We start from the raw sequence: 15,005 nt of genomic DNA, 5'->3' as shown, positions 1-15,005 counted from the left end.
AAACGCTTTTTTTACTTCAAGCAACTAAAATCACTCAAATTCATTCAATAACTATCAAAATCTTTCACATTTGTTCATATTAACGTATGTACATAGGGTTTGTAAACTGTAAATTCGACAAAAAGGGGGACAATTGTATGACATTTTCTTTTTATCATAAATGAAAAAAGTCTATTATATTCATTCAATCATTAAAACACAAAAAACCCCATGCAGACTGCATGGGGCGCAGGTTATTCATACCTTAATGCTTCAATCGGATCTAAGCGTGATGCTTTGTTGGCGGGCAGCATGCCGAAAATGACACCGATCAGCATACTGAACAGCACACCGATACTAACCACCTGCCAGGAAACGAGCGACGGCCAGCCTGCGATAAGGGAAACGAGTGATGCTCCCCCGTAGCCGAGACCGATTCCGATTAAGCCGCCGATTAATGTAAGCACAACAGATTCAATTAAGAATTGTGTCAGAATCTGTCCTCTCGTGGCACCGAGCGATTTGCGGATGCCGATTTCTCTTGTCCGTTCCGTCACTGATACGAGCATGATATTCATGACCCCGATCCCGCCGACAATGAGAGAAATACCGGCGATCGAACCGATGATCGTCGTCATGACGGTCGTGACCTGACCGATTCCCGCCGCGATTTCTTCCATATTCATGACTTGATAGGCCTCTTTTGTACCGTGATTGTCATTTAAGAGACGGGCCGCTTCTTTTCCTGTTGTTTTGATTTGATCAGCGGACTCCGTCTGAACGGAAACGTTGCTGTAGTCGTTAGTACCGAAAGACGTTTTCAGCATGTTGAACGGCACATACATTTCACTGAGTCCTAACGATAAAAAACCGCTCTCTTCTTTCAGTACGCCGATTACTTCAACGGGCTGTCCGCCGGCCCAGACGATTTTTCCGAGCGGAGACGTTTTCCCGAACAGCTTTTCAGCCATTTTTTTCGAGATGATTCCTGCTCTTTTCCCGGAAAGAAAATCATTGTCCGTAAATGTCCGTCCATCTTGAACGTCCAGCTTTTTTACGTCCATGTAGCCGCTGTTAATGCCGTTCAGCGTAATATCCGTGTCTTCTTCATGGTAACGGGCCGTCATGGATTTTACCGCGGAAGCGACAACCTGCTTTACGCCGTCCACTCCTTTTAATCCATTAATATCTTCTTCTGTAAAACTCGCTTCCTGTAAGGCGTTCGGATTGGCTGTTAATTCTTCATCACTCGGAAGGTAAAACAATTCAATCGTATTGCCCGGCCCGCTGATGGATTGCTTCAGCATTTGCTCTCCGCCCTGGCCGACAGCCACAACAACAATTACTGAACCGACGCCGATAATGATTCCGAGCATCGTCAGAATCGATCTCAGCTTGTGAGCTCTTACGGAACTGAGGGCCATCCGGAGATTTTCTAACAGGCTCATTCTCCCACTCTCCTCTGCTCAGCATCGCGGGAAACGATCATGCCGTCACGGACGAAAATCACTCTGTTTGTACAGTCCGCCACTTCAGGCTCATGAGTGACAAGCACCACGGTCACGCCCTCTGCATTAAGCTCTGTGAACTGCTCCATAATGGAAATGCTTGTTTTCGTATCCAGCGCGCCGGTCGGTTCATCAGCTAAAATGAGCTTCGGTTCGTTCACGATGGCTCTTGCAATCGCGACACGCTGCTTCTGGCCGCCTGACAGCTCATTCGGCATGTGACGCATCCGATCCGCCAAACCGACTTTTTCCAGCGCATGCTCAGCCCGTTCCTCACGCTCTTTTTTGCCGATACCGGCGTAGATCATGGGGAGTTCGACATTTTTTCTTGCATTCAATCGCGGCAGCAGCTGAAACTGCTGAAAAACAAATCCGATTGATTTGTTCCGGACCGCCGCAAGCTCTTTTTCAGTGCATGAAGAAACATCTTCGCCCGCAAGCCTGTAACTGCCGGACGTCGGTCTGTCCAGACAGCCGATGATATTCATGATCGTAGATTTCCCCGATCCCGACGGTCCCATAATTGACACATATTCTCCTTCTTCAATCGTCAGGTCGATTGAACGGAGAACATCAAACGTCTCCTTGCCGATCTGATAGCTTTTTTTCACCTTTGAAAGCTGAATCATCTATGCTTTCACATCCGTTCCGTCAGTCAAACCGTCAGCCGGATTCAGAATGACTTTATCATCCTTTGAAAGCCCCTCTTTTATCTCCGTAAGCTGATTTGCGGTATCGCCGACTTTAACTTTCACGCGTTTGGCCTTCCCGTCTTTTACCGTAAAGACCCAGTGCTCATCTCCGTCTTTTTTGACCGCGGAGGACGGCAGCGTATCGGCTTTCCGTTTGTCGGTTTCAATGTTCATAATTAATTTAAACCCCGGCTTGCCCTCCGGAAGGTTTCCGATCAGCTTAACCTGGAACGGATACTGCACGGCCTGTTCCGTGCTTTCCCCCGAAGCAGCGCTTGACTTTTGATCAGGAACGAGGCCGACAGCCGCCACTCTCCCTTTCCACGTTTTACCGGGAATGGCGTCTGAGGTAATCGTAACGCTTTGTCCATTTTTCACTTTCAGCGTGTCGTATTCGGACAAATTGCCGGCAACGATCAGGTGTTCCGGGTCTCCTATATGTATAACCGGTTCTTGAATATCCGATTTTTTAGAAGCCGCTTCTTGATTTACCGAGATTACCGTCCCGTCCATCTCACTCTTAACATTGAGATTCGCCACTTGATTTTCAAGAGACTGCTTTTGCAAATCAGATTGCTTTAATTCGATTTCCGCCGTTTTTTGCTGAAGCTGCAGATCAGTCCGTTCGGATTCAATTTGTTTTTTGGCTTCCGCTTCCCCCACTTGTTTTGCCAGATCTTGTTCCTTGCTGTTTAATGCTCTGAGTTTTTCTTCAACTTGTTCGATTTGCATCCGTTTTGATTGTTCTGTCAACTCATTTTGTTCTTTATCAAGATTGAGCTGCTCATTTGTATACGTGACTAACGACGACCCTTTTTTTACTTTGTCGCCTTCTTTTACTTTCACTTTATCAAGAGTTCCTTTATCCGCTTCATAAAAAACATACTGTTCTTTAGAGAATTTAAGTGTTCCCGGAACCATGACCGTAGAGGAGATTTCTCTGTTTTCCATGGTTCCGGTTTCGATTTTTTTCCCGGCGCTGCCGCCCGCGGGAGCGGCAGACTTATAAATATTGATACCGATGAATACTGCAACAATTACGGCGATGCCGATTCCGATCCAAATTTTTTTCATGTTATACACCTGCTGTCACTGAACTTAACAGTCCTCCGACTGCCGAAACCAAAAGCATAATAACAAACAGGACAATCGCGGAAGTCCAGGCCGCTTTTTTTGAAATGCCGCCTGTATAGCGAAGTCCCAAAGCGAGCAGAATATAGCTCCAGATGCTGAAAATGTCGAACGCGCTTAAAAAGACCGCGACGCCGTCTCCGGCCGGTATGACACTCGCCAAAGATGTAACGGCGTACAGTGAGCCCGCACCGGTAAAATAAGTGACAAGACCGTTAATGACTAAGCCGATATTGGTAATGAATGCCGTAAACAGGCTGAGTGAGAGCATTTTTTTGTAAGTTGTCACGCCGCCTGAAATTTTGACGCACAGCCAGTAAATGAGCGGAACGATAAACAGAGCGATAATGCCCCCGAAGATTCCTCCGAACATCGAGCCGAATTTAGCAATGGTTTTGGTCATTTCAATCTGATCATCCGACAATCCGTCAAGAGATGTGCTGTTCAGCACTTCTTCATAATTCATCCCCAGTCCGCGCAAAATACTGCCGGCCGCGATGAGAATGATGACAATCAGGAGAGGAATGCCGATGACCGGCTTTTCTTTTAATCTTTTAAACTGCACAACAGGACTTGTAATGACGCCGAAAATTGACGGCTTTTCCGTTACTGCCGTATTGCTTTTTTCCAGGTTTGGTTCCATATTGCTGATGCCTCCTATGTATTATTCTGTTTATACGTACGCTTTAGGCTGAGAGAAGTTTCAATTTTTTTGCCGTTTGCGTATTTATGCTAAATTGTAACACAAATTCTTAGCTTTACGTTCCATAAATATGTAAAAAAAAGTATTGTCAGACCGGTATGACGGGAGGCTCAAAGCCTTGTAAAGGCACTGTCTTCAGCCTATTCATCTAATCAAAACCGTCTCAATCACAAATCCCTTTAAATCCCATTTAGATATTCTCTGTAATTCAGCTCCTATATACAAAAAAGCCGGATGGCAATGATGCACATCCGGCTCTTTTTTCACCCTCCGCTTACAGGAGGGATAAAGGCAATAGTATCACCTTCTGTTACGATGCTGTTGTCTTTTACATATGTTTCATTGATTGCGATCATGGCATTGTCAATCGTCTGAAGGCCGTACCGTTCCTTTAACAGCGTTTTCACAGCAGACACCGCCGTCTCTTTTTCGTCAAGTTCAATGACCGGTGTTCCCGCCTGCTCCGCAAGCCCGGCAAACAATAGTACTTTAATCATCGCGATTCCCCTTTATCCAAATCCGGTTTTCCGTTCGGATAGGGCGTTGTTTCCAGCTGATCGCCTATCCATTCTTCTCCGTCTTCCCAGATTTCTTTTTTCCATATCGGCACAATCTGTTTTATCCGTTCAATTGCATATTCATTCGCCTCATATGCCGCCTTTCTGTGCGGTGAAGACACGGCGATTACGACCGCTGCTTCTCCGATATCAAGGACGCCGACACGGTGTGTGATTGCAGCTTCGGCTCCTTCCCATTTCGCACTGATTTCATCGCCGATTTGAGAAAGCATTTGAACAGCCATCGGTTCATACGCTTCATATTCGAGCCGTACCGTCCGCCGTCCTGCAGTCCACTCTCTGACCGTGCCGATAAACGTTGTGATGGCGCCGGCTTCACGCTTTTCAACTTTTTTTACGATATTTTCCGCAATGATAGGTTCCCTTGTAATTTGAAAACGTTCCATTTATGCAGATTCCCCTTTCAGCTGCGAAAGCACAAACATAATGGCAGCCGGATCATCCGCATGGAATACGGGCATACCTGCATCTGCCGGCATATGCTCCGTATTTCTGCTGACAACCGCGATCACGTGCTCCAAATGCTTCAGCTTTTGCCAATCTTCGCTGTCTTTGATCATAATGATTTTCGGATGCGGCGCATGTTTAAATCCCTCTATGAGAAGACCGTCAATTCCCAGACATTCATACAGACTGATCAAACCCGCCAGATCCCATTTTTTTCGCGCCGTAAGCTGCAGGACGCCGTCCCCTTCTACTGCCGTAACCGCGGCTCCGGCTTTTGAAAAACGCTCCGAGTCTTTTCCGTCAGAAAAAGGTTCCGGTTCTCCGCCATGTCCGTGATGTTTTAAACATCCAATATCGCACTCTTTCAGCGCCGCTTTCAGCACACGTTCAATAAACGTTGTTTTACCGCTGTTTTGAAAACCTACGATCTGGACGATCGGGAAAGAATTGACCACGGCCATTCACTTCCATTCTCATCACGGATGAGGAGCACGTGAACCGTCCGGCCCGCTTCATACCCCCTCGTTCCTCCCGGCAGAAGGATAAACGCGTTTGCTTCGGCTAGAGATGTGACTGAGCTTGATTTGTCGAGACCGACTGGTGACGCCATCATCTTTCCGTCCTTATGATAAACAAATGCCCTCACAAATCTCGTAAACGGATTCGGCTTCGGAAAGTCGTTTGTTAACACGGCTTCCGCCCATCCGGAATGAGGTTTTTCATTCAGAAGCCACGTCTGAATCATCGGTTTGACAAACAGGGTGAATCCGACATAACATGCGGACGGATTGCCTGAAAGGCCGAACAGCAGCATGTCATCGGCCCGGGCGACAGTTGTCACGCTCCCCGGGCGCATTGCCACTTTGTTAAAAAGAACTTCCGCTCCGAGCTTATTATAAATGTCTGGAAGAAAATCAAAATCGCCGACTGACACGCCGCCGGTCGTGATCAGAAAATCAACTTTTTTCATAGCTTCCTTCACCGCAGCATAGCTGTCATCAAAATCATCGGAAATTTTCCCTAAGTTCAGCGGTACCGCGCCCGCTTCAATGACCTGGGCATACACCATGGCAGCGTTGCTGTTGCGGATTTTCCCCGGCTCAAGCGGATCGCTGACATGAAGAAGCTCGGTTCCCGTTGCGATAATGCCGACAACCGGCTTTCTGACCACGGGAACGGAAGCATAGCCGAAGGTTGCTAAAAGAGCGGTTACGCCCGGCGTGATTTTCGTCCCTTTTTTTAATAGCGAGCTGCCCTTTTTCGCATCTTCTCCTTGATATGAAATATTATCACCCGCATGAAAAGGGCGTTTCACTGACATGTAATTCGTCCCGTTTTCAGAAAACGTTTTTGTCAGTTCAAGCATCACTACGGCATCCGCGCCTTTTGGAATCTGCGCACCCGTCATAATGCGGACCGCTTCATAAGGCCCGAGTTCTTTTTCTGACACGGCGCCGGCTCCGATATGGTCAATGACTTCAAAGGTGACGGCATTGTCACGGGAAGCCGTTTTTGAATCGCTCGCCCTGATGGCAAACCCGTCATACGGGGAACGGTTAAAGGCCGGCACATCATGATCCGCCTTAACATCCTCCGCCAAATAGCGGTGGAGACTGTCCTCAAGCGCCACCCATTCGGTATCCCCCTGTTTTTTATACCGGCTCACCCGGCGGACTGCTTCGTCCACCTGAATCGGCGTTCTTTTTTCAAGCATAGCAATATCTCCCCTTCCTACAGTCCGATCACTCTGGCCAGAACTGAATTTGCTTCTTTTATATCGTTTGTACCGTGAATCAAAGCCCGTCCGTCCTGAAAAATAACGATTCTGAAGCGCTCATACGCCATGTGCAGCAGAAATTCATTTGCTTCCACTTTACCGATCTGCTTCAGACGTTTGACAAGCTCTTCTTTATCCAGCCTCTTTAAGGCTTCCGATCTGATTTGAACGGTGTCTCTTCCGCACAGCACGCTTGCTTTCGGCCTGTTTTCAGGCTGCAGATACGGATATACGGGCTCCGCGCCGCAGGAAGGGCAATGATCCCGTTTGATCTGATCCACATTTATGCTCATATTGGTGTTATTCCACACGTCAAACGTGAAAAAGCGCCGATTTACCGCCGCATGATTTCCTGTCAGCAATTTCAGCGCCTCAGCCTGCTGATAAGCGGAAACGATATGAACCGCCGGAGGTATGATGCCTGCTGTATCACATGTCGCTCCGCCCACGGGCATTTGCTCAAACAGGCAGGATAAACACGGCGTAACCCCCGGAATAATCGTCATGCACATTCCCTGACTGCTGACACAGGCACCATAAATCCAAGGTGTTTTCGTTTTCAGCGCCAGATCATTGATGACCATTCTCGTTTCAAAATTATCTGTCGCATCCACGATGCAATCCGCTTGTTCGATCAGCGGTTCGAGCGTTTCCGCCGTACCTTCCGCCGCGTAAGCATCGATATGTATATCACTGTTTACCGCCAAAAGACGCGCCTTGGCCGCCATTGCTTTCGGCAGGCGCTGTCTCGCGTCTTCTTCTGTATACAGCTGCTGTCTTTGTAAATTGCTCCATTCCACATAATCCCGGTCAATAATCGCCATACGGCCCGCTCCGGCTCTTGCCAAACCCTCTGCCGCGGCTGTTCCGAGGGCTCCGGCTCCGACAATCAGGACACTGCTGTCAGCCAGCGCCTGCTGCCCTTTTTCCCCTATCGGCTTAAATCTTGTCTGCCGCGAATAGCGCTCTTCCATCTGTGTTGTCCCCTTGCATTTTTATTTCCATCATACCATGTTTCTTCCCGATCAGTCCTGATTTGAAGACTCGACATGCGCCAAAAGTCTGGTGTAATCGTCCCGTGTGTTGATATTAGCGAACTCCTCCGGCCCGGCGCCGATGTCTTCAGCCTGCACATAACAGACAGACAGCCGTTTCAGCGTGTCTGTCATTTTCAGTTTGTTTTGTGTCAGCTGATCAAAAAGCACATCCTGCACCCGTTTATGGTAAACCGCCAAGAGGGGATGCTCTCTGTTTTCACAAACCGGTATGACAGCGTCCAGATTTCCGGTCAGCTTCATTTCTAGTGCAGCCATCGTCTTTCTTGTCACGAGCGGCGTGTCACAGGATATGACCGTGTATGTTTCGCCTTCCGTTTGTTTCATTGCCGTATATATGCCGGCCAGCGGGCCCATTCCCCGAAACCGCGGCTCATCGGCAAAAACATGCCGCTCCCTGTTTGATAAGAACTTTTTTATATACTCAGGGCGGCTGATAATTACCGTTTCTCCGCCGCCGAAGGCTTTTTTCGCCTGTTCATAAAACATGCCGCCCTTCCACTTTGCAAAAGCTTTCGGTTCTCCGAATCTTCGGGAAGCTCCCCCCGCTAATATTACATTCACCCGTTTCATGTCATCTCTCTCCCATTCTATATAAAAGCATAGCAAACGCCTCAGCCGAAATACAATATTACGGTGCTTGTCTGTTTAATTAAGAGGAATAGCCGTTGATCCTTTCCCATATTGTAGTGTTAACATCATGAGGGAGATGGTTCTTATGAAAATATCCGGTCCGTTTTTCCACGACACTTCTCAAGAGAACCTTTACTTGAAATCCGAACTTTCCAGATGCAGAAAATTAATTTCAGAATTTGAAGCAAGCTACTTCCATCAGAAAAATAATAAGCTTCAGGAGGAAAACGCCAATATTAAAGAGCGGCTTCACAAGCTTTCTGACGAATTGGAAGCCATGGCTCAAAAACACAAACAGACAAGTGACACGGAACGTTCTTTGCATGAAATCAGAGCCGGGCTGCTCGATAAAATCGTCATTCTGCAAGAACTGCTTCAGCAGGAAACGTTTCGGCGGAAAAATGAGATGGAAGAAAAGCACCGTCTGCATCTTACAAATGTAAAATTTGAAGAAGAAAATAAAAACTTACATACCCGCATCCGCTCACTTGAGACCGCCATTCAAACTGAACGGACTTCTCACGAAGATATGAAACAGCGTTATCATGCCGCTGCAGACGAAAATACCCGGCTCCAAACACAAATGATAGAAAAAGAATACCAGCTCAAACATATTAAAATAGAAATTAATCATATGAGAGATCGAATACTAGAAACAAAAGAACGGCTTGTAGAAATAGAAAAAACGAAAGAAAAGTTATTTCAAGAAACCATTCTTTCGTATAAACGGCAGCTGGACGAAAGTGATGCTTGGATTGCCGGCCATTTTGCTGATATTGACAGCCGCACGGCGGAACCGGCGGAACAAGCTCTGGAAATCCCTTCTGTTTCCAAAGAGACTGTTCAGGCAGAAGACTTGCTTAAAGCCGTTACCGAACAAGTCATCTCCCTGCAAAAACAATTTGTACAATCAGAGTCCCGCGATCAGTCGTTTGATGAAAAACTGGATGCGTTGAAAGAACGTGCTGACGGCGAAAAGCCTTTCCAAAAATATGTCGTCAAGCTTGAAAAAAAGCCTGGAAAAGATGCGTCACTTCCGCAGAATAAGCGGGAAAACGCAAAAAAACTGCTTGAGTAACGCAAGCAGTTTTTACTGTTTTATTCAGCAGCCGTATCATTTGCCGTTTCTGCTGTTTCCTGAGAAATTTCTCCCTCAAGAATATATTGGCCGCGGTATGGTTTTTTCACTTCCGGATACATTTTAATTAAGCTTTGCATAAATGTTGTCATATTAGGAATTTCAAGGCCGCTTTCCTTTTCAATTTCCTTTTGCAGTTCGGAACTTTTGATCGCTGCATTGTGGCGTTTCAACGTTTTAATCGCTGCTTCGCGCAGTTTTGCCGCTTTTGATCCCGGTCTCGCCGTCCCTCTTCTTCTTCTTGTAGAACCGTCCGGAATGCCGGCGGGAAGAGACGTAATAGACTGCATCTGCGGCTGGGAGGATTGAGGCTGTGTCTGCGGCTTTTGATAGCTTCTCATTTCCTGTGCTGCAAGCTCTGCAAGCACCGGGAGAGAGTCACTTTTTTTCTCCGGACGAAACTCTTTTTTTGTATCGGACAGGCTGCCTGTATTGTCTAATTCTCTCAGTTTTGCATATATTTTATCACGTTCTATTTGATATTCACGAATGACTTTTACCTCTGCTTCGTTTAATTGTTCTAAACGTAAGCGCAGCGCTTCTCTTTCATTAAACATGTGTAAAACCCCCTGTCAAAAATTTAAACGCTTTTATTAAGATATTAGATTACAAAAGTAATTTTATCAACTATTATTTTATCATTTTACTATTTTATTTACTCTATGAAAAATTGCTTATTTTCTGAAAATGGTACTTTATATACAAAAATCCTTATCATATAGGGGATTCTGGACAAAGTTCCAATTTATTCAACCATTTCAAAATATAACTTGAAATTACTTGTTTAATGAAAATTAGCGTGATATCTACAATTTTCGACTATAATATGTAAAAGATAATGATACGGATAAAACAAGCGGTACAGCGTGTTTACGGCTGTTTCTCTTATTTTTTAAGCCACACATGTCATATTGGAATTTTTTATCCAATAGGCACAAAAAAACCCTGTTACCTAAACGGCAAAGGGTTTGCGGAACCGAGACAATAGTCCGACGGAGATTGTCCCGATTACTCAGAAGCCTGCTCCGTTTCTGAAAGTACTCGGCTGACGCGTTTTTCAAGCATTTTCATCCCGCTTCCTCCCGCTTGAAAATGGCGGAGCTGTCCGCTTTTATCAAAAACGTAATAAGCCGGCACATATTCATTTTCAAATGCTTCAGTCAGCGTATGATCGCTGTCGACGTAAATCGGCTGAGAGATATCATGTTCAGCCGCTGTTTTCTTGATTTTCTCAAGATCAAGATCGTCTTCGGAACGGGGCATGTGAACGGCCACCACATTCAGCTGATCTTTATATTTATCACGAAACCCGTTCACCTCAGGCATCGCTTCTTTACACATGCGGCAGCTGGCGGACCAGAAGTGAATCAGTGCCGGCTTTCCGCCGACCAGCTGTTCCTTCGAGACTTCTCTGTTAATCCATGCTTTAGCGCCTGTCAATTCAGGCATTTGCTGACGTAATTTCATCTTATTTCCCTCCTTACGAAAAAGGTTTTTTGCCGGGGCTTTCAGTCCGCCGGGCAACGTTCTCCTGTTTTCCCTCCAAAGGATATGATTTGGCTGAATCACCATGTTAAAATGAGTGTGGCGATTCCTTAGTTCATATCTTCACAAAAATGATGATATTGAAACCGGGCAATATGAACAAATCATAAATGAAATAACTGATTTCTATTAAAAGGTTTATTTTATTTTAAAAACGGGTATATCACTTTTAGCTTTTTCCGCAATAGACTTGAAAGTAAGACATCACTATGATTGATCTAAAACACTTTGATTGGGCCGGGCTTCTCACATCTGCCGGGATTTTCATCATAAAGCTGGCTCTCATTATTTTAGCGTATTTTATTTTCCGGACGGCAGGAAAAAAGCTGATCAAGCATCTGTTTCAGAAATTCGAGCAACAAAACAACCTCTCTACAGGCCGCGCTTATACTTTGCGAAGCCTCGCGCTTAATGTATATGGATACATCCTGATTTTCGTTTTTATCGTAATGATTTTGGATTTATTTCACTACAATCCGAGCGCTCTCATTGCCGGCGCCGGCGTGGTCGGTCTCGCAGTCGGCTTCGGGGCTCAGGGGCTTGTCAGTGACATCGTCACCGGATTTTTTATCCTTTTGGAAAAACAGATCGACGTCGGTGATTATATTACGGTTGCCGGCTACAGCGGCATTGTCGAGCAGGTCGGTCTCCGTACGACGCAAATCCGGAGCTTTGACGGCACGCTTCACTATCTTCCCAACCGGGGCATTACGAATGTGAGCAACCATTCCCGCGGAACGATGCAGGCGCTTGTCGATATTAAAGTGCCGCTTGAAAAAAATCTTGATGAAACCATTCAAATCCTGCAAACCGCGTGTGACAAAGCAGCCGCTGAGCTCCCGCAGATTAAGGAAGGGCCGGACGTCATCGGGGTTCAGGATTTAAGCTCGTCAGAAATGGTGCTCAGAATCATTGCCAAAACAGAAAATATGGAGCAATGGCGGGTTGAACGCGTACTGCGGAGAGAAATGAAAATCGCGCTCGACCGTTTTAAAAACGCCGCTTCCGCCGAATAGAAAAACCGAAGCGTAAGCTTCGGTTTTTTCTTTTTAATGAAATTTTTTTTCCACTTCGCTGCAGATTTCGTCGGCGGTCATTCCGGAAGCCGTAATGACGGGAGCCTGAGTTGACGTATCGGCAATTCCTTGGACATTGCTGTCAAGTCCGGTTACGACACAGCAGTCACAATTCTTCGCATCCTCAGGAGTCTTCATCATCACTACGTCATATCCTTTTTGTTTTAACGCCTGTTCTACATCCGATAAAGATTGTTCAATTCCAATTTTTTTCGTCATATTGAACACCTCCGTTATGTAGAATGCTCAATTTTTGTTAGATTATTCTTCTTTTCGGATTTAATTGGCATACTTCGAAAAATATCCGACCATGACATTTACCGCGGTTTCCATCGCATCTTCATCCGGGTTCAGCTTTGCGTGATGAAGCCCGTGGGATGAATCGGCCCCCAGCCAGAACATAAAGCCGGGATATTTTTTCAGCATGTACCCGAAATCTTCTCCGGTCATCGCTTCTTTCGCCGTTTTCACGTCAGCAAGCTGATGATCGCTGACAAATTGCATAAATTCTTCGGTCAGGCCGCTTGTATTATAAACTTGATGATAAACGGACGGATACGTGACTTTTCCTTTGCATCGGAAGCCGATTTCAATTCCTTTGACAAGCTCTTCAATCCGCTTTTTCACCATACGCATTGATTCCTCGGAAAGCGTCCGGATGGTTCCCTCCAGATGAGCATGCTCTGCGATGATATTTTGCGCCGTGCCCCCGGTAATCGTTCCGACAGTTATCACAGCGCTGTCAAGCGGATCCGTATTTCTGGATATGACCGTTTGCAGCTGCGTGACAAGCGTGCTCGCGGCAACGACCATGTCGTCTGCTGTATGCGGATATGCCGCATGCCCGCCTTTCCCCTCAAGATCGATGACGAGTTCGCTCGTATTGGCAAACAGCAATCCGCTTTTGGTGGAGATTGTGCCTACAGGAAGCTCAGGTGCTATATGGAGAGCGGTAATCAAATCCGGCGTCCATTTTTTTAGCACATCGCTTTCAAGCATCGGTTCCGCTCCGCCCGGTCCTTCTTCAGCCGGCTGGAATAAAAAGAGCAGATCATGTTTGACGGGATGATGGACAAAATGATCAATAATGCCGAGCGCGATGGTCATGTGCATATCGTGGCCGCATGCGTGCATAAAACCGGGGTGTTCAGATGCAAACGGAAGTCCCGTCTGCTCTTCAATCGACAGAGCGTCTATATCCGCTCTGTAGGCGAGCATTTTTTCCGGAGCCGTGCCGTTGACTTTGACAAAGATGCCGGTTCTCCAAGTTTCAATTTCAATTCTTTCCTCCGGATATTGGTTCAATAGATTCAGCAGGTACTGCTGGGTTTTATATTCCTGAAAGCCGATCTCCGGAATGCGGTGCAGATCTCTTCGGATGGCAATGAGCCGCTCTTTTTCCATATGTATTCCTCCTTGAGATAAGAATAAGGCGTGGATTTTATCATCCACGCCCATTCTATCAAACCATTCCTTACAGCTGGCGTAATTCCTGTTTGATTTCTGTTTTGCCTTTTGTTTTTTCATCGATATCTTTGATTTTTTTCGCAGGTGTTCCCGCTACAACGGTATATGGTTCGACATCGTTCACAACGATGGCTCCCGCAGCGACAACCGCGCCTTTACCGATTGTTACGCCTTCAAGCACAACCGCATTTGCGCCGATCACAACGTCGTCTTCCACGACAACAGGCTTAGCGCTAGGCGGCTCAATAACGCCCGCTAATACAGAACCCGCTCCGATGTGGCAGTTTTTGCCGACAGTCGCGCGCCCACCGAGAACAACGTTCATATCAATCATCGTACCTTCGCCGATGACTGAACCGATATTAATAGACGCACCCATCATGATAACGGCATTGTCGCCGATTTCGACTTGGTCGCGGATAATAGCGCCGGGCTCGATTCTCGCTTTAACATCTTTTAAATCAAGCATCGGGATCGCAGAGTTGCGGCGGTCATTCTCAATGACGTAATCCTCAATTTTGTCTTTGTTTTCTTCGATTGCGCTTTTAATTTCAGCCCACTCGCCAAAAACGACGCCGGATTGGCCGTTCAGGAATGTTTTAGCGGAATCGCCAAAGCTGATTCCTTCGAGATCGCCTTTTACATACACTTTTACAGGCGTTGATTTTGTACTATTTTGAATAAATGAAATAATTTCATTTGCATCCATCATTTTCATATGTATTGTCCTCCTCTGATTTTCTACCTCATTACTGTAACAAAGGAAGGATACAAAGACAAGAAAAAAAGGAACAAGCCTTTATTCTGCCGGCTGGCTGCACAGCGCGGCAAACTGTCTTCCGAATTCCCGGAGCTCTTCTTCCTCACTGCCCTCAGGGTTGTTTTCAATTTTGACCGACGGCAGCACCACCCGCCCGCCGCGGGCCGTGATTACTTTTTCCAATTCGTCAACCGCTCCGCAAAAAAACTCATAGGACGTATCTCCGGAACCGAACAAAGCAAATGTTTTTCCCGTAAACTCCAGGTTTTCCATATCTTCAGCAATATCGAGCATTTCATCAGGAAGATCCCCGTCTCCCCACGTATATGTGCCTAATAAAATATACTCGTAATCATTAAAAAGTTCGGCATGAATATCCATCGCTTCATATCTGTCTACGGATGCTTGTGCTTGGATCAGCCCTTTTTCAATTAAATCCGCCATCGCCTCGGTGTTTCCTGACATTGTAGCGTAAACAAGCAGTACATTCCCCATCTTCGTCTCTCCTTTATGCAT

The 15,005-nt window shown here is 46.3% G+C and carries 18 protein-coding genes; 2 read left to right on the top strand and 16 right to left on the bottom strand.

All coding sequences use genetic code 11. The annotated features are described in order from the left end of the window. Window positions 1–233: 233 nt before the first annotated feature. From ACNFN4_RS14780 to ACNFN4_RS14735, 10 genes are all read right to left on the bottom strand, one after another. Window positions 234–1,427, bottom strand: coding sequence for an ABC transporter permease (locus ACNFN4_RS14780; RefSeq protein ID WP_249684823.1), 1,194 nt, complete (start codon window positions 1,425–1,427; stop codon window positions 234–236). Then, window positions 1,424–2,116: an ABC transporter ATP-binding protein gene (locus ACNFN4_RS14775; RefSeq protein ID WP_007409637.1), complete on the bottom strand. Its 693-nt coding sequence runs from the start codon at window positions 2,114–2,116 to the stop codon at window positions 1,424–1,426. The genes ACNFN4_RS14780 and ACNFN4_RS14775 overlap by 4 nt, the downstream gene beginning before the upstream one ends. Next, a complete protein-coding gene (locus tag ACNFN4_RS14770) occupies window positions 2,117–3,253 on the bottom strand; it encodes an efflux RND transporter periplasmic adaptor subunit (RefSeq protein WP_448200275.1) in 1,137 nt (378 codons plus the stop codon). Window position 3,254: 1 nt separating this feature from the next. Beyond that, complete coding sequence (locus ACNFN4_RS14765; protein ID WP_017417688.1) at window positions 3,255–3,953, bottom strand: Yip1 family protein; 699 nt, start codon at window positions 3,951–3,953, stop codon at window positions 3,255–3,257. 323 nt (window positions 3,954–4,276) lie between these two features. Further along, window positions 4,277–4,510, bottom strand: coding sequence for a molybdopterin converting factor subunit 1 (gene moaD / locus ACNFN4_RS14760; RefSeq protein WP_228903466.1), 234 nt, complete (start codon window positions 4,508–4,510; stop codon window positions 4,277–4,279). After that, complete coding sequence (locus ACNFN4_RS14755; protein WP_007611116.1) at window positions 4,507–4,977, bottom strand: molybdenum cofactor biosynthesis protein MoaE; 471 nt, start codon at window positions 4,975–4,977, stop codon at window positions 4,507–4,509. Before ACNFN4_RS14755 ends, moaD begins: the two co-directional genes overlap by 4 nt. After that, window positions 4,978–5,499 (bottom strand): molybdopterin-guanine dinucleotide biosynthesis protein B, encoded by a 522-nt coding sequence (gene mobB, locus ACNFN4_RS14750; protein WP_448200274.1) that lies wholly within the window; start codon window positions 5,497–5,499, stop codon window positions 4,978–4,980. Continuing rightward, complete coding sequence (locus tag ACNFN4_RS14745) at window positions 5,460–6,752, bottom strand: molybdopterin molybdotransferase MoeA (RefSeq protein WP_014417621.1); 1,293 nt, start codon at window positions 6,750–6,752, stop codon at window positions 5,460–5,462. The genes mobB and ACNFN4_RS14745 overlap by 40 nt, the downstream gene beginning before the upstream one ends. A gap of 17 nt (window positions 6,753–6,769) precedes the next feature. After that, entirely contained in the window at window positions 6,770–7,789 is a 1,020-nt protein-coding gene (locus ACNFN4_RS14740; RefSeq protein ID WP_007611113.1) for a molybdopterin-synthase adenylyltransferase MoeB, read from the bottom strand. A 51-nt stretch (window positions 7,790–7,840) separates the two neighbouring features. Continuing rightward, window positions 7,841–8,443, bottom strand: coding sequence for a molybdenum cofactor guanylyltransferase (locus ACNFN4_RS14735; protein ID WP_448200273.1), 603 nt, complete (start codon window positions 8,441–8,443; stop codon window positions 7,841–7,843). Between the two features lie 145 nt (window positions 8,444–8,588). Between ACNFN4_RS14735 and ACNFN4_RS14730 the strand changes: the two genes are divergently transcribed. After that, window positions 8,589–9,581, top strand: coding sequence for a hypothetical protein (locus ACNFN4_RS14730; RefSeq protein WP_021493753.1), 993 nt, complete (start codon window positions 8,589–8,591; stop codon window positions 9,579–9,581). Between the two features lie 20 nt (window positions 9,582–9,601). Here ACNFN4_RS14730 and rok read toward each other — a convergent pair whose 3' ends face one another. Beyond that, window positions 9,602–10,198, bottom strand: coding sequence for a transcriptional regulator Rok (rok, locus tag ACNFN4_RS14725; RefSeq protein ID WP_003154591.1), 597 nt, complete (start codon window positions 10,196–10,198; stop codon window positions 9,602–9,604). Window positions 10,199–10,649: 451 nt separating this feature from the next. After that, window positions 10,650–11,108, bottom strand: coding sequence for a TlpA disulfide reductase family protein (locus ACNFN4_RS14720; RefSeq protein ID WP_014417617.1), 459 nt, complete (start codon window positions 11,106–11,108; stop codon window positions 10,650–10,652). 287 nt (window positions 11,109–11,395) lie between these two features. Here ACNFN4_RS14720 and ACNFN4_RS14715 point away from each other — a divergent pair, with 287 nt between their 5' ends. After that, the gene (locus ACNFN4_RS14715; RefSeq protein ID WP_021493755.1) at window positions 11,396–12,202 is read left to right on the top strand and encodes a mechanosensitive ion channel family protein; all 807 of its coding nucleotides are present in this window, start codon (window positions 11,396–11,398) and stop codon (window positions 12,200–12,202) included. A 33-nt stretch (window positions 12,203–12,235) separates the two neighbouring features. Here ACNFN4_RS14715 and ACNFN4_RS14710 read toward each other — a convergent pair whose 3' ends face one another. The 4 genes from ACNFN4_RS14710 to ACNFN4_RS14695 all read right to left on the bottom strand — a co-directional run bounded on the left by ACNFN4_RS14710 (window position 12,236) and on the right by ACNFN4_RS14695 (window position 14,984). After that, window positions 12,236–12,481, bottom strand: a complete 246-nt coding sequence (locus ACNFN4_RS14710; protein WP_003154596.1) for a YkuS family protein — start codon at window positions 12,479–12,481, stop codon at window positions 12,236–12,238. A gap of 60 nt (window positions 12,482–12,541) precedes the next feature. Next, on the bottom strand, window positions 12,542–13,666 hold the full coding sequence (locus ACNFN4_RS14705; protein WP_017417680.1) for an N-acetyldiaminopimelate deacetylase: 1,125 nt from the start codon (window positions 13,664–13,666) through the stop codon (window positions 12,542–12,544). A gap of 70 nt (window positions 13,667–13,736) precedes the next feature. Continuing rightward, a complete protein-coding gene (dapD, locus tag ACNFN4_RS14700) occupies window positions 13,737–14,447 on the bottom strand; it encodes a 2,3,4,5-tetrahydropyridine-2,6-dicarboxylate N-acetyltransferase (RefSeq protein WP_007409623.1) in 711 nt (236 codons plus the stop codon). An 81-nt stretch (window positions 14,448–14,528) separates the two neighbouring features. Continuing rightward, window positions 14,529–14,984 (bottom strand): flavodoxin, encoded by a 456-nt coding sequence (locus ACNFN4_RS14695; protein ID WP_014417614.1) that lies wholly within the window; start codon window positions 14,982–14,984, stop codon window positions 14,529–14,531. Window positions 14,985–15,005 lie beyond the last annotated feature (21 nt).

It is taken from the genome of Bacillus sp. N1(2025) (assembly GCF_053470005.1).
This window is presented reverse-complemented; position numbering and strand designations above follow the sequence as displayed.

Bases quoted from the DNA above. Each gene is read 5' to 3' on its own strand.
- ACNFN4_RS14765 (WP_017417688.1), bottom strand. From the start codon at position 3,953: ATGGAACCAAACCTGGAAAAAAGCAATACGGCAGTAACGGAAAAGCCG.
- ACNFN4_RS14775 (WP_007409637.1), bottom strand. From the start codon at position 2,116: ATGATTCAGCTTTCAAAGGTGAAAAAAAGCTATCAGATCGGCAAGGAG.
- ACNFN4_RS14715 (WP_021493755.1), top strand. From the start codon at position 11,396: ATGATTGATCTAAAACACTTTGATTGGGCCGGGCTTCTCACATCTGCC.
- rok (WP_003154591.1), bottom strand. From the start codon at position 10,198: ATGTTTAATGAAAGAGAAGCGCTGCGCTTACGTTTAGAACAATTAAAC.
- ACNFN4_RS14705 (WP_017417680.1), bottom strand. From the start codon at position 13,666: ATGGAAAAAGAGCGGCTCATTGCCATCCGAAGAGATCTGCACCGCATT.
- ACNFN4_RS14730 (WP_021493753.1), top strand. From the start codon at position 8,589: ATGAAAATATCCGGTCCGTTTTTCCACGACACTTCTCAAGAGAACCTT.
- ACNFN4_RS14735 (WP_448200273.1), bottom strand. From the start codon at position 8,443: ATGAAACGGGTGAATGTAATATTAGCGGGGGGAGCTTCCCGAAGATTC.
- ACNFN4_RS14755 (WP_007611116.1), bottom strand. From the start codon at position 4,977: ATGGAACGTTTTCAAATTACAAGGGAACCTATCATTGCGGAAAATATC.
- ACNFN4_RS14720 (WP_014417617.1), bottom strand. From the start codon at position 11,108: ATGAAATTACGTCAGCAAATGCCTGAATTGACAGGCGCTAAAGCATGG.
- ACNFN4_RS14695 (WP_014417614.1), bottom strand. From the start codon at position 14,984: ATGGGGAATGTACTGCTTGTTTACGCTACAATGTCAGGAAACACCGAG.
- ACNFN4_RS14740 (WP_007611113.1), bottom strand. From the start codon at position 7,789: ATGGAAGAGCGCTATTCGCGGCAGACAAGATTTAAGCCGATAGGGGAA.
- ACNFN4_RS14770 (WP_448200275.1), bottom strand. From the start codon at position 3,253: ATGAAAAAAATTTGGATCGGAATCGGCATCGCCGTAATTGTTGCAGTA.
- dapD (WP_007409623.1), bottom strand. From the start codon at position 14,447: ATGAAAATGATGGATGCAAATGAAATTATTTCATTTATTCAAAATAGT.
- ACNFN4_RS14780 (WP_249684823.1), bottom strand. From the start codon at position 1,427: ATGAGCCTGTTAGAAAATCTCCGGATGGCCCTCAGTTCCGTAAGAGCT.
- ACNFN4_RS14710 (WP_003154596.1), bottom strand. From the start codon at position 12,481: ATGACGAAAAAAATTGGAATTGAACAATCTTTATCGGATGTAGAACAG.
- ACNFN4_RS14745 (WP_014417621.1), bottom strand. From the start codon at position 6,752: ATGCTTGAAAAAAGAACGCCGATTCAGGTGGACGAAGCAGTCCGCCGG.
- mobB (WP_448200274.1), bottom strand. From the start codon at position 5,499: ATGGCCGTGGTCAATTCTTTCCCGATCGTCCAGATCGTAGGTTTTCAA.
- moaD (WP_228903466.1), bottom strand. From the start codon at position 4,510: ATGATTAAAGTACTATTGTTTGCCGGGCTTGCGGAGCAGGCGGGAACA.